Below are 22,451 nucleotides of genomic sequence, written 5' to 3'. Positions count from 1 at the left end.
TTACCGTGTAGCCTATAAATTTAAACTAAACGATAAACTGATTAAAGTAACTATAGCTAAGTTTTATGATCACATTCACTATGCTGTTTTTTTATTTCAGCTTTTAACTTGATGGTATTGATAAAAGCGCTACTATCATCAAGAGCCGCCATGGTACTTTTGCTGGGCAAACAATCGTCACTGACAAATTCAATAATGCTTGGCTCTGACGGACAAAACAAAATATCGAATGCTAAACGATCCATGCCATACAAACCTCGGTGGATCATATTGGCTGAGAATATCAACAAGTCGCCAGCGCACAGTTTTATGGTTTTTCCTTTGGAAAGTGGCTGATTATTCTTCCCGCCATTTTGTTCTAAACGCACATCAAACTCTTCAGCTGAATCCCAACGTTTATGGGTACCAGGAATCAATTCAACACCTGGTTCATCCAATGCAGGCAAACGAAAGTGAATAACATCAAAAGATGCTAAAGCCGCCTTTTGTTGCTCTATAGACAGATGATATTGTGGATCTCTATGCCAATAGTTACACTGTTTTTCATTTACTGGATTAAAGAATAACTGAGTATTTAAAAAGCATGGCTGCTGAGGGATCAACTCGTTGACAAGAGTCATCACTTTTTCTGAACCAATAAAGCGGAACAATCGATTTCGTTGCTCGTTATTTAAAAATTTGTTACTCGTTAGATAAGCCGAATTAACTGCTTTATCAGCATAAAAACTAGCATTTTCTTGCTGCCATAAATGATGAAATTCATTCAATATCGTACGTAGTTCAAGCACTTCATTATCACTAAGGAAGTGTCGAATAAGTACATAACCTTGTTTCTGATAACTTTCTTTCATCACTGCTCACTGATTACTGATTACTGACTTTACTTTTCACTCCGACTCTTCCCCCTACTTCTACTCTTACTTAGGCTTAGACTTAGACTTAGCCATAGAATCAGTTGAAGCGTTGCTATTACGCGTTAGCATTTTCTTCTCGCCTGCATAGTATTGATAAAAATTCAGATGTGCTGCTTTTGAGAAAGTATCGTTTCTTTGTTCATATTGTGAAATCCACGCTATCAACATCGCTAAATTAGCATCCTGCGCGCTTTTAGAGTCATATTTATGTGGCTCCCACGGACGATTTTTTGCATTGCTAATGCACTCATTCGTCGGTAAGTTCATAAATATAACCTCTGATGATTGTAACTCCGCAATAGTCAATAAGTCAGTGTAGCAACCTTCGATAACCCAGCTAGTATGCTGCTGCATAAAGTGTCCAATAGCTTGACTACATTCGCATAGAGGCGTTCTTGTCGGCGGATTAGTCGCTTGCCACGCTAACAAATCAAGATCTAAATGCGCTAGCTTTTCTGACTTAGCTAACTGTTTAGCGAGTGTAGACTTACCACTAGCCGAGTTACCAAAAATTAATATCTTTCTCAATATGCTACCTATTGCTCAAAAGTGTGTTGTTAACAAAATGGTTAATATCCCACACTTTCAAACTAATAAAAACGTTACTCAACATATTATTAAAAAACTACCTGGTTAATTTTTGCCATGCTTTTACAGCTTCAGTTTGACCATTTTGAGCTTTAATATAAAGGTTCAGTAGTTTCAATTCATTACTTTGTCTTGCTTCTATCGGCTTAGCAAGCACTTCAATTAAGGATATCCCCGTTTGCTGACTGCATGCTTTAAAATACGCTTTAAAGTCACTAACGCTAGTACATGTTTCGCTATGACCTTGATAAGCTTTAACTAAACTGTGCACATCAAATTCTGTATCATTACAGTGATAAATAGCGCCATCACCACTTTTCCCTAAATGAAAGACATTATTACGCATGTAAATGATGGTGACGTCTGATTTATCCTTTAAAAAATGGATGAGTTCATTTAACTGAAAATGAAAGCCACCGTCGCCAATGATTACCACTGCACGCTCGGCTATTTTTTGTGACTTTATCCGTTGAGCAACCACTCGAGCATAAGGCAATGCAGTGCCCATAGCGCCATACCAAGGATTAGTAAGCCATGAACGCCCCAGCGCGGATTGACGAACTTTCAAACTGTAACTGGCAAAGTATGAATTACCTACTTCAGGCAAATAAACGTAAGTGCTTTCATCTTGCCCTTGTAAATCATTGAGTGTTTGTGCCAAATTATTAAAATCAATGTCATCATCACCTTTAGCTAATGACTCATCGATCAAGTTCACTTCTGACGGCTCTGTAAACGTAAAAGCGGTGATATCTTGTTCCAATAAACGTTCAAAGATAACGAGAAGATCCTTTTCTAACAGTGATCCTCCTTTTAATAAGGTTTTATTATCAAAGCACTCAATTTTATGAGTACCCGTGCCAAAGGCAATATTACTGTCTTGCGGAAAAATACTGGTCGCCACATCAATAACATAATCAACTTGTTGCTCAATATATTCACGGCCAGCGGTTTGCGTGAAAATACCATTATAAGCACCTAAACACAGTGGTTTATATTCATCAAACAAGCCTTTAGCAAACCAAGTAGTGGCATAAGGAATATTAAATTTTTCAGCGAAGCTAATAATTAAGTCTTTAAGTTTTTCATTGTGCTTTAAGCGATCGCCTAAGTAGAGCAATGGAGCCTTAGCTTGGGCCAATTTATCCAGAATATTATCAACAATTAACTCGGTACCCGCTAAAATATTACTACCGCAACAAATATTATCTAAGGTTTTTGGTAACTTGATAGGTTGGGTTTTAGCAAAAACTTGATCCCGTGGTACTTCAATAAATACGGGCTGCTTATTCTTATAAGCTTCACTAACAATTTGATAGAAACGTTGTCCGGCAATATTAGGGTGACCTTCTACTCGCTGACCTTGTAGACGTTCTACTCGCATACCCAAGGCAGAAAAAGCTTCTAAAGCATTATCATACTCAGTTTTCCATGAAGCATTAGGGTGAATGGTATGGTGAATAGCAACTTGATTCACTTCGCTTTCAGCAGGAGCACCTGAAATAAAAACTACCGGTAAACCTTCAGTTACCGCCAATGCCGCAGCACTGGTACAAGGTAAACTACCAACCATATAAGTGGTTAAACAAAAACCCATGCCGTCGACTTCTGCCTGAGCACACGCTGAAAATCCTGCATGCATTTCATTACTTGAAGGGTTAATTTGAATACCTTCGCCTTGATCATTAGCACCAAGAGCAGCAATTAAATTTGCCGCAAAATCGCCACCAACACCATAAAGATGTTGCCCGCCAAAAAAGCGAATAACATCTTTCATGGTTTCGCCTAAGGTAGGTAATTGTTCATTGTAAGCTTTGCCAAAATTCATTTCATACGACATGTTGTTCTCTCCCTTAAAGTTTATCGCACTACTTTAAAGGGGCAGAAAACAAGCAACATGATTAAGATCATATTTTATGAGCTTTGGATCAAATCACTATCGAATCGTGTGTGCAGGCTTGTGTACAGTTTTTGTAAAGCTGTAATGTTGAGTGGTTATTAACTAAATTCAGATGAGGTCTCAGCGGGTAAATTGACACTGATGTAGGATGAAGAACAGCTAATAAGCATAAGAATGGGCAGTGATTAAATATAGCTTATTCACTAGGTAATCACTGCAACCATTATAATGTGCCGCGAGACTAAATTTTCTCAAACAGCATGACAAAGCGATCAGTCTTACGACGTAACTCGGGTATAAAAACTATCTTAGAATGATCATCGTTATGGTTTTCTAACAATTTGGAGGTTTTAATTAATTTAAAGCCACGCTTTTCTAGATCAGCTTTAACAAATGCACTATCAATTCTATGCAGTGATTTAACATCACGAATACCACTATTGTCAGCCGCATCATGATCAATAACTAATAATTTCCCGCCAGACTTTAGTGATTTAAACACTTGTGGCATCACTTCATCCGCGGTGAAATCCCAGCCTTCTTCTTTGAAGAACATGTCATGAAAACCTAATACCAAGAAAGCACTATCATAAGTATTTTCGCTAAGTTTTAAGTTCTCAGCTTCACTGAGTAAATAAGTCACATTTTTTAGTCTGTCATTAGCAAGTCTTACTTCCAACGATTTCTCTGCATATTTAAGGTAGGCTTTAGGAATTTGTAAGGTTACTGCGCCTTTATCACCTACTGCGCGCGATAATAATTCTGAGTAATAGCCACCGCCGGCTAATAAATCAAGTACCTTATCACCTTTTTTAACACCGACGAAGTCGATAACTTGTGCCGGTTTTCTTGTGCTATCTTGCTGACTATCGTCATCACTTCTACCTGATAAATCGAGCGAAGCAGCTAAAAGTGGCGCACTAAAAGCTAATAAACTAATGGCAGAAAGTGCCGCTAATTTAGCGGTAACTTTACCTTGAAAGGTCTTCATGATCATTGTTCTATCCCCTACGGTTATTAAAGCGTTTACCTTGCCTAAATTACTTATTTACAATTGCATAATTTGTGCAAATATCATTATTAGCTGAATGTATAACACTTAAAGTAAAGAGACAGTCTATAACAGAGTTAGCTTAGGGCAATAAGTAACTTGTTTCAAAATATGTAACAAGTCTGTAAGCGGTATTGTTGTGGGGATTACTTTAGTGCAGATTAGGAGCAGGAATAACTTCAATGCGATTGCGACCATTTTCCTTGGCTAGATACATAGCTTTATCAGCATCATTAATTAATTGGTCTAAGCTTTTGTGTCGTTCACTGAGCATAGAAATGCCAATACTTAAGGTCACACAGATTTCTTTACTGTCCACTTTCAAACAATTATTAGCTAATGAATGCTGTATTCGATTAGCCGTTTCAATACCGCCTGTTATATCGCAGTTTGGTAAAATAAGAATAAACTCTTCACCGCCATATCTTGCTAAAAAATCAATATCACGTATCTCTTGACGACAAATGTTGCAAATGTGTATTAATAACTCATCGCCAAATAAGTGCCCGTATTGGTCATTCACCTTTTTAAAGAAATCGCAATCTATCAGTAGTAATGTCAGTTTACTGTGACTTCTTATTGCGCGAGAAAACTCCATATCGGCTCGCTCAAACAGCGCGCGTCGATTAGCTACTTTAGTCAGCGGGTCAGTATTTGATAACTGCTCTAATACATGTGTTCTTTCCTCAACAATTTTTTCCATAGCCGTTAGGGATATAGTAGATTCACTGAGTTTTTTATTCATCGTATTGAATGCATCGGCAATACTATCAAACTCTTGAGAGTGATGAGAAAGCTTTATTTTTTGGAAGTGGCCACTATGATTTTTCTCAAAAGCACACTTAATTTCATTAAGTGATTTCCTGACGATGTAGGTCAAACTAAAAGCACCGAAGAACAAAGCGAGTATGCTGACTACCGAGACTACAATGAACATAAAAGCCTGATTTTTAATGGTGTTGTATATATCTTGTTGCGCAATGGCTGACAGCTGTAATGAATCAGAACGAATAGCCTCAAGCTGAATCATCAACCTTGCTTTTAGGTGGTTTTTTATTGTTTCACTGGCATTTTTTAGTTTATTTTGATTGATTAGGGTGAAAAGGCTTTTTAAGCTTTCATTTTGACTTTGAATACTAATTTGGATGATTTCTTGTTGCGCCGTTAATTTAGGCGATGATTTGAGCAGACGGGTTAATTTCACCTGTAAATTTTGCCAATCACTAAGACTGTAATCACTGTCATAAATATTATCATTCGCGACAAGTTGTTTTAGTGAGTTTGTTTGATTGGTTAGCTGTTCTGCGTAATTATCACGACTCAAAGCAAGCTCTATCGCTTGTGATGACCAAATGACGCTCGCGAATAACAGACCAAATAAAAAACAGCAGCTTAGCGTAAAAAATAATATCCTTTGTAAAAGGCTTATGTTCATATCAATGTCCTTATTTAGGGATATTCACTGCATTGGGCATAACTTGCAGCATGGCTCTGCTATCAATAAAATGTTCAACATTAGGTACTTCATTAAACTGGCTCATTTGAGTCGAAATAGCCCACATAGCCTGTGACTCAACACTTAATACTAAAGACTGATTTAATCCTAATTTGAAAATATAATCAGGCCAAACCCAGTCAATAAATTCTGCCGAAAGATTAAGCTCATTGATCACAATTTTTTTAGACTGAGTTGGATAGGATGCAATGTAGTCAATCGCAATACTCAAGCCCTGAATAAGACACTTTGCTTTTTCGACCAGTAAAGTATCTGCTGTTGCTGAAATTAAATTAAAAACCAAGGTATTCAAACCTTTAGTTTGATGTACTTTAACTTTATCTGCCAGTAATTGAATACTTTCAAATCCAAAGGGCTCCCAAGGAACAAACGCATCAATTTCATTGTTTATAAAACCATTCATTAACTGCTCTGGCTTGTAATGATAAAGTTTTACATCTTCAGTAGTTAAGCCTTCAAGTGCTAATAAATTACTTAAAAAGTATTCACTTGCGGTACCTTTAGTGACCCCTATTTTTTTACCTTGTAGGTCGATGGCTGAGTTGACTTTAGCTGAAGCTCTGCTAATGAGTTTGACATCGTTATCTGATTGAACAAACATAGCGTGGGTGACAAATGCTCTACCTGCGAGGCTTTTAAAAGCAATGACAGAGTCCGAACTGGTACCAAAATCAGCATCTCCATTCATTACCTTAGCAAAGGCCCTTTGCCCACCAAGCACTTCGTCAAACTCAACATCGACACAAGTACCATCAAAGGCGCCTATCGCCTTAGCAACATAAAATGGAGTTGATAACGGGGTTTTTGAAACAGCAATAACTACTGGGTATTTCGGTTGTTGCCAACGGGATTCAAAATTTAAATATAGCAGAATTGCACTGATACAAACTAGCAGTGTTACCAAAGACAAAATGAGCACGTTTTTAATTAAAATAATTAATACAACATAATATGATCCATTTAGTCTAGTATAGAAAAATTTAGAGTTTTTGGATCATTGTACTGCTATTTAATTTTTATCAAAGCCTCACTTAACAAAGTAATAACAAAATAACTTAGCCCATAACTAGAAAAATGCCTGTATACCCGTTTGTGCTCGACCTAATATAAGTGCATGCACATCATGAGTTCCCTCGTAGGTATTAACCGCTTCAAGGTTCATTACATGTCGAATGATATGAAACTCATCACTAATACCGTTACCGCCATGCATGTCACGCGCTTGCCTAGCAATATCGAGCGCTTTGCCGCAAGAATTCCGTTTAATCAAAGAGATAGCTTCAGGCGCTAGGTTATGACTGTCCATTAAGCGTCCTGCTTGCAAACAAGCCAACAACCCCAGGGTAATCTCTGTTTGCATATCAGCGAGCTTCTTTTGAATTAATTGAGTCGCCGCTAAAGGTTTACCAAATTGCTCTCGATCTAAAGTATATTGGCGAGCGCCATGCCAACAAAATTCAGCAGCACCTAATGCGCCCCAAGCAATACCATAGCGTGCCTTATTCAAGCAACCAAAAGGTCCTGACAAGCCACTCGCCTTGGGTAGCATATTTTCTGTTGGCACAAAAACATCTTCCATCACTATCTCACCGGTAATAGAGGCACGAAGCGAGAATTTACCTTCAATTTTTGGCGCTGATAAACCGGCCATGCCTTTTTCAAGAATAAATCCTTTAATAACACCTTCAAGTTTTGCCCAAACGATAAACACATCTGCTATGGGAGAATTGGTGATCCACATTTTACTGCCATTAAGCTGGTAACCACCAGCAACCACAACCGCTTTAGTCGCCATACTGGCGGGATCTGAACCTGAGTTTGGCTCAGTCAAACCAAAGCAACCTATGTACTCTCCTGTTGCAAGCTTAGGTAAATATTTCATTTTTTGTGCTTCACTGCCATAAGCATGAATGGGATGCATTACCAAGGAAGATTGCACACTCATGGCGCTGCGATAACCGCTATCAACCCTTTCTACTTCGCGAGCAATTAGACCGTAGCTAACATAATTAATACCCGCACAGCCGTATTTCTCTTCAATGGTTGCGCCGAGTAAACCTAAGGCGCCAAACTCCTTCATAATTTCAACATCAAAATTCTCATGGCGATTGGCTAATAGAATACGCGGCATGAGTTTTTCTTGGCAATATTGATGCGCCGTATCACGCAGTAAGCGTTCTTCTTCAGATAATAGAGAATCAAGCATTAAAGGATCTTGCCAATTGAAATGTACTTTGTTTACTTGGCCTGTTTTCAGTGGAGTACTGACGTTGTAATTTGACATGAAAATTTACCTGAAATGACTGTTCGATTTTATATATTGTCAAATAGTAATAGAAAGACTTCACAAGTCAATTTAATGCAAGCAGGAGTATGAGGTAGAACAATAAAATGCCTCAAATAGCCCCTTTATTAAGTCATTTTTCAGTACGTATGAAATGAAGAATTAAATAGAACTTACACTTTCTGACAGCTAGCAGACAGTTTTTCGACACTTAGGTTACTGATTTACACAACCGTGTGCGGCAAAATCAGTTCATATCAATAGCGGTTTAGACGCTACACAGAGAAAACAGACAGGGATCGCCCAAAATGAAAAAATCATCCGCCACTTGCATGGCCAGCTCACTTTTACTGTTAGTAACGGCAATGCCTATAACAGTATTCGCAGAAGAAAAGTCAGAAAAAAGTGATGCAGGTGCGACAAACAAAAAAGCAACAGAGCAAAATATCGAGGTGATTGAAGTTACCTCAAAACGTAATCAAGCTAATAGTGAGATGACCGAACAAACCGAACAGTTAATGAGTGTTGCCGGCATAGGTAATGACCCGTTAAGTGCCGTATATAGCTTACCTGGTATTGTTTATGCTGGCGGCGATACTGGCTCGCCGGCAGTGCGTGGCTCTTCTCCTGATGATAACGCTTTTTATATTGATGACATACAGGTTGGTTATATTTTCCACTTGTTTGGCGATAGTATTTTTAATGAAAACCTCATCCAAGACTTTAGCTTGCACCCTGCTGCTTTTGGCAGTGAATACGGCAATGCTACCGGTGGTGTTTTTGACGTGCAATTACGCGATCCTCGCCAGCAAGATATTGAAACAACCATTGACTTAAGCATGCTTAAAAGTGGCATTATGGTAGAGGGTGAAACCTTTGAAGATCAAGCGTTTTACTTGTCTTATCGTCGTAGTCAAATTCATTTGTTTTTACCTGAAGATGAAGAAGATGAGGGTTATACAATATTTAAAGCACCAATAAGTGAGGATTATCAAGGTAAATACCAGTGGCTAATAGGTGATGCTCACAAGCTTACCTTTAGCGCCTCTGGTGCTAGTGATACTGGCGGAGTTAATATTTCTGAAAATTCAGAAGAAGGTAAAATAGATCCCGATAGTGTCGGTGATCTAAAAATAACAACCAAGTTTGATAGCCAAAGCCTTTCTTGGCAGTATTATGGTGAGGAAGAAAAAATTATGCAGTTGGTTGCTGGTCATACGGTCAATAAAACCGATCAAATTTTTGGCCAAGGGCAATTCCTCAAAGTGGATGAAGAATTATACCACCTGCGTTTTTCATCTCAAATCACCTGGCTTGAAGGTCATAAATTAGGATTTGGCATTGATTACACTAAGGCAGACATTGATTACAGTTTTGATATTATTCCTTATTATTGCACTGAAAATGATGCCGATTGTAGCGAAAACAAAGGTGAACGTATTCAAGATGTTGCCAAGCTAACCGATGAAGATATTGCCATTTATATTCATGACATTTGGCAATTGAGTGATAGTTGGCAGTTAACCGCTGGTCTTCGAGGCGAACGTAATGATTATACTGACCAAGAGTTCATTCACCCTAGACTAGCCCTTGACTGGTTTGTTGCTGATGGCTTAACCATTAAAGCCAAAGCTGGTACCTATAGCCGTTTCCCTGATACAGATACCGCATTAAACAAATTGGGTAATCCAAAGATCAAATCCCCCCAAGCAACTCACTACTCATTAGGGGTTGATTATGATTTAAACGGTATTTGGTTTACCTCACTGGATGTCTATCATAAAGAGCTAACTGAATTGCCTCGCTCGGTTGATGAAAAATCGGCCGAGGAAGATTTTGATACTCACTACACCAATGATACTTCAGGTGATGCGCAGGGTGTTGAGTGGTTAGTGAGGCATGAACGTAATAATGGCTGGTTTGGTTGGGCATCGTTAAGTTGGTCGCAAAGCCAACGTACTGATGATTTAACTCATATTACTACTGACTACTACCTAGATACGCCTTTGGTGGCAAACGTTGTCGTTAACTATGAGCTAAACGAGCGCTGGGATTTTGGTTTACGTTTCACCCTGCGCAGTGGCGCAAAATATACGCCTATCGTTGGCTTACGTGAAAACCCGGACTATGAAGATCACTTCTTGCCTGATTACGGTGAGCTTAATGCGAAAACCTTACCTGTTTATCATCGTTTAGATTTAGAGGCTAATTACAAGACGACTTATTGGGGCTACGACGCAAAATGGACATGGGCTATTATCAACGCGATGGCGCAAAAAAATGTCTCAGGTTATTATTATGAGCCAAGTGATAATGATAGCTTAACTGAATATAATATTTCGGGTGAAGAAGATATTGGCGTATTCCCCTATGTCGGTTTAAAGATGACTTTTTAGTAAAATCTTAACTTAACATTAAGTTTACTTACACTTTTTAAACAATAAAAATGAGCGCCTAAGCACAAGTATCATTTACACCGTGGTAACATATAGTTACTTTTTGTAATGATTCTTTGTGCTCTGCTATGCCCTTTAAAAAAAATAATATCAGACGAATACACAATAAAAGCTTTTCTTGGTTACTTGTCCTGAGTTTATTGTTATTTAGTTCCTTAAGTTACGGGCAAGATACCAGCGAGATCCAAGACCATAATGACAACAAACCAGTCATTAAAGATGAATTTGAATGGCAATTTCTACTCGATCTCTCTTTTGTCTATGATCCTAAAATCATAGCAGGCATTGAGCAGGAAGAATTATTACATTATTTTATCCCTGGTTTGTTGATCGATATTTCTTATAAAGGTTTTTTTTTACAAACGAACCAAAGACGTTCTAGTGTTTTATTGGGTAGTACTGAATTTGGTTATCAGCTAGTTGTTGAAGATAACTGGCAACTTGATCTAATAGCCAAAGCTTACATGCAAGGTTACGATTCGGAATCACTCATTGAATATGGCGGTGGTGATGATGAGTTACTTAAAGGCTTAAGAGAACGTGACGCCACTATCGGCATTGCAGTACGTTACTCACACTATTTACAAGATTCATTATTCACCATTGATTTTGCTTATGGTAGTTCCAGCGATGATGTTAATGGCGACCATGTTGGTGGCCTAATCATTGATAGTTTCTACAGCTATTTATTACCCTATAAAAATTGGGATATTTATTTTGGCGCTGGTTTAACCTATTTTAATCAAGATATTGTTAATCACTATATTGGTGTTGGCAGTGATGAAGTCACTGACATTAGACCCGCATATACTGCAAGTGCCGGTTTTAGAGGACAAGCTGAACTTTATGCGCAATATCCTTTATCGGCAAGTTGGTCTTTTCAAGCTGGGATGACTCACAGCATTTTTTCAAATGATGTGAAAAAAAGTCCACTAGTAAACACCAACCAAGTAACCCAAGTTATGCTTGGAGTACTTTATGTATTCTAGTGTTGGCAAAGGAATTGCCATAGTACCGCTATTATTACTTTATAGCTTATTCGCTTGTCAGCACGTTAAAGCAAATGAGCTTAAAATAATTAAGGCTGAAGTAGCGTTTACCGCCCTACCCGAGCAATGTGTGACCTTAAGACAGGGTCGTGACTGTTTTGCAACGGTAGAGTTAGCATGGCAATCCCCTTCAAAGCAAAGTTTTTGTTTATACCAAGAAGGTAAAAAACAGCAGTTAGGCTGTTGGCAAGACAATGATAACGTTCAAATTAAAATTGAATTCGAATCAAACAAAAGTATTAAATATCAATTGCGTGCCGTGAGTGATAATAAAATAATAGCCGAAACTCAGGTCGAAGTAAGTTGGCAACATAAAAACACCACGCGCAAACGCCGGTGGCGATTATTTTAATTAATAACTATGTTGCCCCCAGAGACATTGTAGGAATAAAGAACATGCACAATATTTTATTAGTTGAAGATGATATTAGCCTTGCTGATTGGGTATGTGAATACTTAAGCGAACAAGGGTTTAATGTTACTCATGTTGCGCGAGGTGATCTCGTACTGGATGTAATCAAAAAAAACACCACTGATATTGTCTTGCTTGACGTTATGCTGCCAGGATTAAATGGCATCGAAGTATGCCGTCTTATTCGCCAACATGAAGCCAGTAAAACGGTTCCTATTATTATGTTAACCGCTCGCGCTGATGAGTTTGATGAAGTGATAGGCTTAGAAGCGGGCGCTGATGACTATGTAATAAAGCCTGTTCGCCCAAGAGCCTTATTAGCAAGAATTAACCGTCAACTAAGCCATAATGATAAAACGGATAACAGCCAAAATAATCATCTTGTGTTTGGTGATCTCACTATTAACCAAGAAGCAAAGCGCGTGCTTTATCAAGGTAAAGAGGTTGAGCTCTCAACAAGCTTATTTGCATTTCTCACCTATTTAGCGCAACACGCTGGCAATGTTGTCGATAGAGATTCAGTTTTTAAAGCGTTGAAAAAACGTGAGTATGATGGCCAAGATAGACGGTTTGACGTGATGTTATCTAGTTTACGTAAACTCTTTAATGATGATCCGCAAAAGCCACAAAAATTTAAAACAATATGGGGTAAAGGTTACTTATTTGTTAGTGATGCTTGGCAAGAAGATTCAACGCGAGACATTGAGTAACCAGCATGCGCAGTCTATTTATTAGCATTATATTTACTGTATTAGGCTCGCTATTTTTTATTGGTTGGGGATTAGATAAACTTGTCGAGTACTCAACCGAAGATAAAGTTACTGAAACACAAGGCACTACAGTTTATCGACATTTACTCGACGGTCTGTCGAGTGAACTAAGCTCACTTAACCGCTCGCAGTTAAGTGATAAAGTTGAACACTTTAAACAGAATTATCAAATAAACACCAGCCTAGCGTCGAGTAAAAAAATCGCCTTACCGAGTTCTTTGGTTGCAGAGTTAAAGCAACAAGGGGGGTTACTACTTGCCTCAAGCACCAATCAATACTTATTAAAGAACATTGCTAATCACCCCGACTTTCTCTTGCGTATTGAACTACCCGTTGAAACCGCAGAAGATAATAATTTTAATTTTATCCTCACCTTAATACTCTATGTAAGCATCTGCGGCATCTTGATTTTATGGCTAATTCCCTTAACAAGGCGTTTATACCTACTAAACAATGCCGCAGCAAAAATTGGCTCAGGACAGCTGGATGCACGTATCGCCAGCAGTAAGTTGTCCTATATAAAAGTGTTAGAGCAAAGCTTTAACACCATGGCCAGTAAAATAGAAAAACTCGTTGCCGATAATAAAATTTTGGCTCGCAGTTTATCTCATGATATTCGTACACCCATGGCCTGTTTACGTTTTGGCATAGAAGCCGCTCTTGATAGTAAATCTATTGAAAAAAAGAACAGCTATTTGACCCGTATGGATAATGAGTTAACGCGTATGGAAGAGATGACATCGCTATTCCTTGATTACGCATCAATGGAGCGACAAGCATTAAATCTAAAAAAACAACCCACCAATGTTCTGGCATTAATAACCTCCGCAATGACCGATTGCCAAGTGCTTGCCAAACAAAAAAACATTGAGATTAGTATCATTCATTCAGATGATTCATTTAGCTATAGACTAGATTATCATTGGTGCTATCGCGCTATAGTAAACTTAATTAGTAATGCCATCGGTTATGCCGAGAACCAAGTAAAAATCCAGCTAAAAGTTGACCAAAACTCAATGACGATTACCGTCGCTGATGATGGTAAAGGTATCAGTGAAGATAAGCTCGATATAATTTTCAGCCCCTTTGTAAAACTTGATGCAGATAGAACACGAGAGCAGGGTCACTTTGGTTTAGGGTTAGCGATTTGCAGTAAGGTGATGGATTGGCATCAAGGCAGTATTAGCGTTGATAACGGCACACAACTTTGTGGCGCTAATTTTACTTTGAAGTTCCCTTTAGATTAATCATTATCAATAGAGAAAAATAACGTTTTTATAGTTATCTCTTCACTATTTTTTAGCTGCCGATAGTAAGTGGGGAAATAGATACCACTTCTAATCAGAATAATTTTCCTATTCAATAATGGCTATATCCCTCCCATTTTACAGTTATCTCCTTTGCTATATAATAGCAAACTATCAATATTTTCAGCTCGTTTAACTTGGGCTGTTATTACACACTGTAGGAATATCAAATTAGATGACTAACCTGGTAATTTTAGCTGCAGGATTGGGATCCCGCTTTGGCGGAAATAAGCAACTAGCTGAGTTTGGCCCTCAGCAGTTAACCCTAATGGAGTACAACTTAATTAATGCTGTCGCTGCCGGATTTACCCGCGTAATTTTTGTTATTCGCCCAGAACTAGAACTGCTATTAAGGCAGCAAGTTATCACTAGATTGCCTGAAAATATTGATTATGCTTTTACCTATCAGTCATTTGACGATTTACCACAAAATTATAAGGTACCCACGCAACGTAGCAAACCACTTGGTACAGCGCATGCACTTTGGTGTTGTCGCAATTTACTCAAAGAGAGTTTTGCCGTGATCAACGCTGATGACTTCTATGGTAAACAAGTATTTAGTTTATTATTGCAACAAGCAAAAAAAACACCTCTAGACTATTTGATGGTGGCTTATCAATTACAAAATACCTTGTCAGATTTCGGCGGTGTCAATCGAGGTTTATGCCAGTTTGATAAACAAAAGTATTTAACGAGCATTGAGGAATGCGAGCAAATAAAGGCTGATAAACAGAAAATAACTGGCATCCTCAGTGCGAGCCAACAACAAATAGAGCTAGACGCTGAATGTTTAATATCGATGAACTGCTGGTTTTTCACTATCGATATATTTCAGGCATTAGAACATGCCGTTATAAACACAATTTCACTCGCAAATGAACAAGAAAGTGAGCTAAATAAAGAATGTTATTTACCCGCTGTGGTCATGCAGCAAATCCAACAAAACAACAAAAAGGTAAAAGTACTCAGTACTAATGACAGTTGGTTTGGCTTAACCTACCCGCAGGACAGCAAGCAAGTACATAAAAAAGTTACTGCACTATTTGCTAAAAAAGAGTAACATCTTGCGCTTATTTGTCACAGGTTAATTTGTCACAGGTTAAGGTATTAGCATAAGCCCGCTGGTAAGTACTTACTAGAAACACCACATTGCTAACAAGATAGTCACTACAATATAAGTAATAAAAGCAATGGATAATAAAAAAGCATCACTACACACTGATATTGATACGGTCCTAAATAACTACGACTTTGACTTTTCTAAAGCTGAGATTAATGTTTTAGGTAATGGTCACATTAACAATACCTACAAATTAACCACCCCTGAAGCTGAGTTTGTCTTACAGCAAATCAACCATGACATATTTACTAAAACTGTAGAGTTGAGCAGTAATGCCCAAAAAATCAATCAGCATTTATTACAGCAAAAAAACAACGGCAATTATCCATTAGCAGTACCACAACAACTACATACTAAAGCCGGTGAAACCTGCATTAAAATTGGCAATAATTACTGGCGTTTAATGGAGTTTATCAGCAACTCTTACACCCTAGAAGAAGTTGAATCTCCAGAGCAAGCTGCACTTGTTGCCACAGCCTTCGCTCAGTTCAGTTGTGCGTTGGCCGATTTCCCTGCAAATGACATCGCTGTCATTATCGAGGATTTTCATGATATTAGTTTTCGCATGCTACAACTTAAAGAAGCGGTAACTAATGATCTGCAAGATCGCTTAGCGGACTGCCAAGCCTTAGTCAATTTTTGCTTTGATCAACAAAGCTTTATTAATCATGTGGTCGACATCAGTAAGCAGTTACCGCTGCATGTAACTCACAACGATACTAAAATAAACAATCTCTTATTTACCTCAGGTGATAAGCCGTGTGCAGTTATCGACCTTGATACCTGTATGCCTGGGTTACTAATGCATGACTTTGGCGACATGGTTAGAACGTGTTGCAGTAACCTTGCAGAAGACGATACCAGCACAGATAAAATGGTTCTCAAGCTTGATATATTTGCAGCGCTTATTCAAAGCTATCAAAATGCTTTTGGCGATAAAATGACAAGACTTGAAAAAGAGAGTTTAATTGTTGGCGCTAAATTATTACCATTTATTATCGGCACACGTTTTTTAACAGATCATTTAAATGGCGATAACTATTTCCAAGTAAGCCGTGAAAATCACAACTTAGATCGTGCAATCAGCCAAGTTCAATTGTTTAGCCTAGTATGTGAAGCTGAGCCTGAGCTAGTAAAACTAGCTAAGTAATCATTGTTACTAGTAAGCCATCTAGTAACAAGTGCTCTATTGTAAAATACCTACTATCAATAAAACGTAAAGACGACATTCACTTTTCTGTTAGTAAGCTTTCAGATAAGTGGATGTAAAACCCCCTATAAGCACTTTCTATATTTCACGCTACTTCCTCCATACTTTATTAGCACCCTTATCTTTACCTCTTTGTCATTATTCTTTCTTGTGATACTTCTGTGATTAATTCTTCAACAAAATGTGATAAACATGTGATCTCCCAGCGATAATTCCACTTCATACTCTCTTTTAGTTAAACAAAACAACATAAATCTACCTACAAAGGAAAGTATCATGAAAGTAATCAAGCAATCGCCAATCAAGTCGGTATTAACTGTACTAGCACTCTCTCTTGCAAGTTCAACGACTATGGCACAAGAATTATCCATTACTGTCACAAACTTAACGCAAGGTTTGCATTTTACCCCTGTTATTACAGCAGCGCATGCTAGCGACAATCACATTTTTATGGCGAGTGAAATGGCCAGTACTGAACTACAAGCAATGGCCGAAGGTGGTGATATTTCAGGCTTAGTAAGTATGTTAAACAATGCCGACGCTAATATTAATGAAAATCCCGCTGCAGGTTTATTAGCTCCTGCGATGTCAACAAGTTTTACTTTAACCAATGACAGCACCAATACACATTTATCACTTGCCGCTATGGTATTACCTTCTAATGATGGTTTTGTCGGTTTAGATAGCTGGGTAATACCTGAAGCAGCCGGCACTTATACCGTATTTTTAAACGCTTATGATGCGGGTACTGAAGCGAATAATGAACTACGCGGCAGTGGCGCCCCTGGCGAAGCTGGCATGCCTGTACCACCACCGTTAGAAGCGGTCATCGGCATGAATGGTACCGGAGTTACCGATATGGAGTCTAACAGTAAAGTACATATTCACCGTGGCAGCTTAGGCGATAGTGATATGTCTGCCGGTACAAGTGATATTAACAATAGCGTGCAACGTTGGTTAAACCCTGTTGCTAAACTTACTATTACCGTGCAATAAGGGGGCAGCATGTTAACTTTTATCACTCAAAAAAAGAGTACCAACAAACTAACTGTGCAACTGCTTATAGCTGGCGTATTTACATTAGGGCTAGCCGCTTGTAATGATAACGACAATGTCGCTAAAGAAGTAGTGGTTGTGCCTGTCGTACCAGTAACGCCCGCTATGGAATATAGCTATTCAGTAACGCTAACTAATCTAACCTATGCACAACCTTTATCGCCTGTTGCGATAGCTTTGCACGGTGATGCTAAAATGTGGCAAGTGGGTCAATCTGCTTCTGTTGCTTTAGAAAAATTAGCCGAAGGTGGCGACAATGCTGACTTCATTGCATTGACAAGCAATATGGCGACGATGACCAGTGAAGGTGCAGTTCCGCCGGGTGCTAGCGTCACGTTAGACATCAGTACCACCGAGCCGATGGCAACTTATTTAACGGTTGCGACCATGTTAGTGAATACAAATGATGCTTTCTCGGGTCTTACTGGTGTAGACCTATCAACATTGACGCTTAACCAAGAAAAATCATGGCGATTAAATGTCTATGATGCAGGAACCGAGCAAAATAGCGAAGCCGTCGGTACTATTCCTGGCCCTGCTGATGGTGGGGTTGGTTATGATGCAACACGAAATGATATCGACCTAGTCGGCTATCACTCCGGTGTGGTTAGCAAAGATGATGGTCTATCAAGTTCAGTATTAACTCAGGCTCATCGTTTTGATAACCCTGCGGTTAAATTAACCATTACTCGAACTAAGTAGTACTAAGCCAATGGGTGGACTTAGTATTACTAAGCTCACTCATTGGCCAAAATATGAAAGATAAGATTCTAATTATTGAAGATGAAATTGATATTGCTAAGCTTATTAAAGTGCATTTATCCGAACTAGATTTACATTGCGATATTTGTACTCAAGGTAACGAAGCTTTACAACAGGCTTTGACAAAAGACTACCAACTTATTTTACTTGATGTGATGCTGCCCGGTATTAGCGGTTTAGATATTTGTCGACAAGTTAGACAAGAAAAACCCTTACAATCCATTATTATGCTGACTTCAAAAACGTCAGAAATAGACCGAATATTGGGACTTGAGTTAGGTGCTGACGACTATATGACTAAGCCATTTAGTATTCGAGAATTACAAGCCCGTGTAAGAAGTCAATTACGCAGGGTTCATGCGGTCATAGCTAAAAACTCAAGTGAAGTTAAGAGTCTAGCTGATGAAGAAAAAACACTTGAGAAATCCGAGATATTAGAGCAAACAGGCACATCAATAGGAGAGTTGCAGGTTGATCATAGATATCATCAGGTGACCTATAAAAATAAAGCGATTAACTTAACCGCTACCGAGTTTGAATTGATTGATTTTTTCTGTAAACACCCTGATCAGGTATTTTCACGGGCTCAATTACTTGATGGTGTGTGGGGTTATCATCACAATGGCTATGAACATACCGTTAATTCTCATATTAATCGTCTTAGAAATAAACTTGAAGAAAATTGTACCGAACCAAAGATAATCCAAACCGTTTGGGGAGTGGGTTATAAACTTAACTCCGCCGGCGTAATGCCCTCTGTAGCATTATAATTTAAAAAATAGTAAGGCTTTCTTTAATGAAAATATCACTTTACCAACGTTTAGCATTAACACTCTGTGCTGCTTTCATAATTATGGCCTCATTACTCGTTGCTTGGAGTAACTCTTTGGTACAGCAATCAAAGTACCAAGCCGAGCAAAAATTACACCTAAACCTCGCTGAACATTTAGCCCATGATAACCCCTTATTACAAGACGGTGTTTATGATAAAGCCGCCTTAGAAAACCTTTTTCATACTCTGATGTTACTAGGTCCTGCTTTTGAATTTTATTTTTTAGATGCTCAAGGTAATATTTTAACTTACTCCGCCGATCCGGCTAAAATCAAACGTAAGACTGTTTCATTAACACCACTCAAACAGTTAATTGCTAACCCACAAAAAGTCCCTGTTTTTGGTGATGATCCACGTGGATTTAGTAATAAAAAAATATTTTCAGCTTCCCCCGTTTATCAAGGTGATCTGCTACAGGGCTATTTATATATTATTATTGGCGGCGAAATTTATGATTCTATTTTTAGCCAAGTACAAGGGGATAAAGATTTACAGAAATACGGTGCCTTTGTTATCGCCAGCTTGTTATTACTTCTATTGGTTCTATTAGCGGTATTTCACTATTTTACTAACCCTGTAAGAGAGCTAGCAAAACAAATGCAAGCGCTTAAAGCTGTACAATTTGACCAAACAAAAATTCAATTAAAGGAATGGGGTACGGCCTCTAATCACAGTATTAATCATAATGAAGTACATTTCCTTGGTGCTACGTTTAACGACATGGTGGTACAAATTAATCAGCAATTTTCTTTATTGACTGAAAACGACCGAATACGTCGCGAGTTATTAGCTCATTTATCTCACGACCTACGTACACCGTTAGCGACAATGCAAGGTTATGTTGAAACACTAGTAATCAAAGCTGACTCAATTACAGATATTGAGCGTACACAATACTTAGCAACAGTACAGCGTAGTATCGCGCAATTAAAACGCCTAATTGACCAAATATTTGAATTAGCCCACTTAGAAAATGGTCAGGTAACCGTCAACCTAGAAGCTTTTGCCATAGGAGAGTTATTACATGACATCATGGCAAAGTTTGTACTCAAAGCGGATCAGAAGAATATTTCATTAACGTTGCAACCACCACAATGTCGTTTTATGGTTTATTCTGATATAGCCAAACTTGAGCGCATTATGACTAATTTAATTGAAAATGCGATTCGTCATACTAACGAGGGCGGGGAAATAATAATTAACGTCAGTCAAAGTGACACTAAGCAGAATAATAGGCAAAACGATAAGCAAAGTAGTAAAGTCCAAATTGAAGTTATTGATAATGGCAGCGGCATAAGTAAAGCGGATATAGCCTATATATTTGACGCTAGATATCGCGCAAGTAATGCTATTGAGGATAGTACCCATCATGCTGGTTTAGGTTTAGCTATTAGCCAAAAACTGACCTTGATTTTAAATTCAGAGTTGATGGTCAGCAGTGAATTAGGACATGGTTGTAAGTTTTCATTATCATTGAAAACCATATAATTAAACAATGTAATCTTGTAAAAGGAAGAGGTAAGCTTCGTTGGAAATCATTAACTATCGTTAACGGATTATATTTAAAAAATATTATCCGTTAACGATGAATAACTACTCTCGAAGATAACGACTAGTAATCCTTTTATATAACATCTACAAGGTTAAATAATTATCTTACAATCATTTCGATACCCAGCTTAAGCGCTGTATTTTCTAATACTTCCCCCCTACCGATATATAAATAATACAATAAGTAGTAATGAAATATATTGACCTTCAAAACTATCCAAGCTAAATTGAAAGCGCTTCCAGTTTCACGCAGGGGATTTTGGAAGCGCTACCAACAAAACTTAAACTACAGCAAATAAGTATTATAAATAACCATGAAAATATCTTTACCAAATGATTCCAAATTAACCTCCAAAGACTTTCTCTTCGGAGTCGCTACTGCTTCCTTTCAAATTGAAGGTGGAATAGCTCAGCGATTACCCTGCATTTGGGATTCGTTTTGTGCGGATGAAGGAAATATCGCCGATAATTCAAACGGGGACATTGCCTGCGATCATTATCACCTTTGGAAAAATGATATAGCAATGATCAAATCTTTAAATGTTGATGCTTATCGTCTTTCTATCTCGTGGGGTAGAGTAATTAATCAAGATGGTAGCCCTAATAATGAAGGCATTACGTTTTATATTAATTTATTAGATGAGTTAAAGGCCGCTAACATAAAAGCATTTGTTACCCTTTATCATTGGGACCTTCCTCAACATCTTGAGGATAAAGGTGGTTGGTTAAATAGAGAAACGGCTTATAAGTTTCAAGAATATACCGAAATAGTGGTGAAAGCATTTGGTGACCGTGTACATTCTTACGCAACACTCAACGAACCTTTTTGTAGTGCCTATTTAGGCTATGAAATAGGCATTCATGCGCCAGGTATTAAAGGTAAACAATTTGGTAAAAAAGCGGCTCATCACTTATTACTTGCCCATGGTTTAGCGATGCAAGTATTAAAAAAACACAGTCCAAACACCTTAAACGGCATAGTGCTTAACTTTACCCCTTGTTATCCGCTTTCTGAAAATTTAGCCGATATCAATGCTGCAAAATATGCAGATGACTATTTTAATCAATGGTATATAAAACCTATTATCGATGGCCAATACCCTGAAATATTATCACAACTGCCAGTTTCTCATCATCCAGAAATTCATCAAGGCGATTTACAAATAATATCTCACCCAATTGATTACTTGGGTGTAAATTATTACAGTAGAGCTGTTTATCAAGCCGATGAAAAAGATATATTTAGCGAAGTTGAGCCCAAAAATGTGCCATTGACCGATATGGGCTGGGAAATATATCCGCAAGGTTTTACTGACTTATTAGTCTCTTTAAATAAAACCTATACATTACCACCGGTTTATATCACCGAAAATGGCGCGGCGATGCCAGATACCATAGAAAATGATATCGTCGATGATCAACACAGAATTAATTACTATAACAGCCATTTAAATGCTGTTGATATGGCGATTAAAGCTGGGGTTGATATTCGAGGTTACTTCGCTTGGAGTTTAATGGACAATTTTGAATGGGCACTAGGTTACATGAAAAGGTTTGGTATTGTTTATGTCGATTATCAAACTCAAAAACGCACCATTAAAGCAAGTGGTTATGCTTATAGAGACTTTATTAATCAACGAAAATAATTTAGGTTAGATTAAAGAATATAAAAG

19 protein-coding genes are annotated in these 22,451 nt (G+C 38.1%); 12 read left to right on the top strand and 7 right to left on the bottom strand.

Going from position 1 to position 22,451, the window contains the following annotated elements; genetic code table 11:
- Positions 1–56: 56 nt before the first annotated feature.
- The 7 genes from CXF71_RS15050 to CXF71_RS15020 all read right to left on the bottom strand — a co-directional run bounded on the left by CXF71_RS15050 (position 57) and on the right by CXF71_RS15020 (position 8,253).
- Positions 57–851 carry a phytanoyl-CoA dioxygenase family protein gene (locus CXF71_RS15050; RefSeq protein ID WP_101233768.1) on the bottom strand — a complete coding sequence of 265 codons (795 nt, stop codon included), beginning with the start codon at positions 849–851 and terminating at the stop codon, positions 57–59.
- Between the two features lie 66 nt (positions 852–917).
- The gene (locus tag CXF71_RS15045) at positions 918–1,442 is read right to left on the bottom strand and encodes an AAA family ATPase (RefSeq protein WP_101233767.1); all 525 of its coding nucleotides are present in this window, start codon (positions 1,440–1,442) and stop codon (positions 918–920) included.
- Between the two features lie 97 nt (positions 1,443–1,539).
- Positions 1,540–3,342, bottom strand: coding sequence for a thiamine pyrophosphate-dependent enzyme (locus CXF71_RS15040; protein ID WP_232771507.1), 1,803 nt, complete (start codon positions 3,340–3,342; stop codon positions 1,540–1,542).
- Positions 3,343–3,643: 301 nt separating this feature from the next.
- Entirely contained in the window at positions 3,644–4,399 is a 756-nt protein-coding gene (locus tag CXF71_RS15035; protein WP_232771506.1) for a class I SAM-dependent methyltransferase, read from the bottom strand.
- Between the two features lie 205 nt (positions 4,400–4,604).
- Positions 4,605–5,888, bottom strand: a complete 1,284-nt coding sequence (locus CXF71_RS15030; RefSeq protein ID WP_101233766.1) for a GGDEF domain-containing protein — start codon at positions 5,886–5,888, stop codon at positions 4,605–4,607.
- Between the two features lie 10 nt (positions 5,889–5,898).
- Positions 5,899–6,888 (bottom strand): ABC transporter substrate-binding protein, encoded by a 990-nt coding sequence (locus CXF71_RS15025; RefSeq protein WP_232771505.1) that lies wholly within the window; start codon positions 6,886–6,888, stop codon positions 5,899–5,901.
- A 147-nt stretch (positions 6,889–7,035) separates the two neighbouring features.
- A complete protein-coding gene (locus CXF71_RS15020) occupies positions 7,036–8,253 on the bottom strand; it encodes an acyl-CoA dehydrogenase (protein ID WP_101233764.1) in 1,218 nt (405 codons plus the stop codon).
- Positions 8,254–8,561: 308 nt separating this feature from the next.
- Here CXF71_RS15020 and CXF71_RS15015 point away from each other — a divergent pair, with 308 nt between their 5' ends.
- The 12 genes from CXF71_RS15015 to CXF71_RS14960 all read left to right on the top strand — a co-directional run bounded on the left by CXF71_RS15015 (position 8,562) and on the right by CXF71_RS14960 (position 22,424).
- Positions 8,562–10,649, top strand: coding sequence for a TonB-dependent receptor (locus CXF71_RS15015; protein ID WP_101233763.1), 2,088 nt, complete (start codon positions 8,562–8,564; stop codon positions 10,647–10,649).
- Between the two features lie 128 nt (positions 10,650–10,777).
- Positions 10,778–11,698, top strand: coding sequence for a MipA/OmpV family protein (locus CXF71_RS15010; protein ID WP_232771504.1), 921 nt, complete (start codon positions 10,778–10,780; stop codon positions 11,696–11,698).
- Entirely contained in the window at positions 11,688–12,110 is a 423-nt protein-coding gene (locus CXF71_RS15005; RefSeq protein ID WP_101233761.1) for a DUF3019 domain-containing protein, read from the top strand. The genes CXF71_RS15010 and CXF71_RS15005 overlap by 11 nt, the downstream gene beginning before the upstream one ends.
- Positions 12,111–12,145: 35 nt before the next feature.
- Positions 12,146–12,880, top strand: a complete 735-nt coding sequence (locus CXF71_RS15000; protein ID WP_442871940.1) for a response regulator transcription factor — start codon at positions 12,146–12,148, stop codon at positions 12,878–12,880.
- 5 nt (positions 12,881–12,885) lie between these two features.
- Entirely contained in the window at positions 12,886–14,187 is a 1,302-nt protein-coding gene (locus tag CXF71_RS14995) for an ATP-binding protein (RefSeq protein WP_101233759.1), read from the top strand.
- A gap of 235 nt (positions 14,188–14,422) precedes the next feature.
- A complete protein-coding gene (locus tag CXF71_RS14990) occupies positions 14,423–15,307 on the top strand; it encodes a nucleotidyltransferase family protein (protein ID WP_101233758.1) in 885 nt (294 codons plus the stop codon).
- Between the two features lie 130 nt (positions 15,308–15,437).
- A complete protein-coding gene (locus tag CXF71_RS14985) occupies positions 15,438–16,517 on the top strand; it encodes a phosphotransferase enzyme family protein (protein WP_101233757.1) in 1,080 nt (359 codons plus the stop codon).
- A 336-nt stretch (positions 16,518–16,853) separates the two neighbouring features.
- A complete protein-coding gene (locus CXF71_RS14980) occupies positions 16,854–17,573 on the top strand; it encodes a spondin domain-containing protein (protein ID WP_101233756.1) in 720 nt (239 codons plus the stop codon).
- A gap of 9 nt (positions 17,574–17,582) precedes the next feature.
- The gene (locus CXF71_RS14975) at positions 17,583–18,335 is read left to right on the top strand and encodes a spondin domain-containing protein (protein ID WP_101233755.1); all 753 of its coding nucleotides are present in this window, start codon (positions 17,583–17,585) and stop codon (positions 18,333–18,335) included.
- Between the two features lie 53 nt (positions 18,336–18,388).
- Positions 18,389–19,165 (top strand): response regulator transcription factor, encoded by a 777-nt coding sequence (locus CXF71_RS14970; protein WP_101234207.1) that lies wholly within the window; start codon positions 18,389–18,391, stop codon positions 19,163–19,165.
- Positions 19,166–19,191: 26 nt separating this feature from the next.
- On the top strand, positions 19,192–20,715 hold the full coding sequence (locus CXF71_RS14965) for a sensor histidine kinase (RefSeq protein ID WP_101233754.1): 1,524 nt from the start codon (positions 19,192–19,194) through the stop codon (positions 20,713–20,715).
- A 377-nt stretch (positions 20,716–21,092) separates the two neighbouring features.
- Positions 21,093–22,424, top strand: a complete 1,332-nt coding sequence (locus tag CXF71_RS14960) for a GH1 family beta-glucosidase (protein WP_198559894.1) — start codon at positions 21,093–21,095, stop codon at positions 22,422–22,424.
- The last annotated feature ends 27 nt before the right edge of the window (positions 22,425–22,451 follow it).

This window comes from Colwellia sp. 12G3, from assembly GCF_002836775.1.
Taxonomy (GTDB): domain Bacteria; phylum Pseudomonadota; class Gammaproteobacteria; order Enterobacterales; family Alteromonadaceae; genus Colwellia.
The sequence above is the reverse complement of the archived record's forward strand: the minus strand, read 5'-3'. Positions and strand labels throughout refer to the sequence as shown.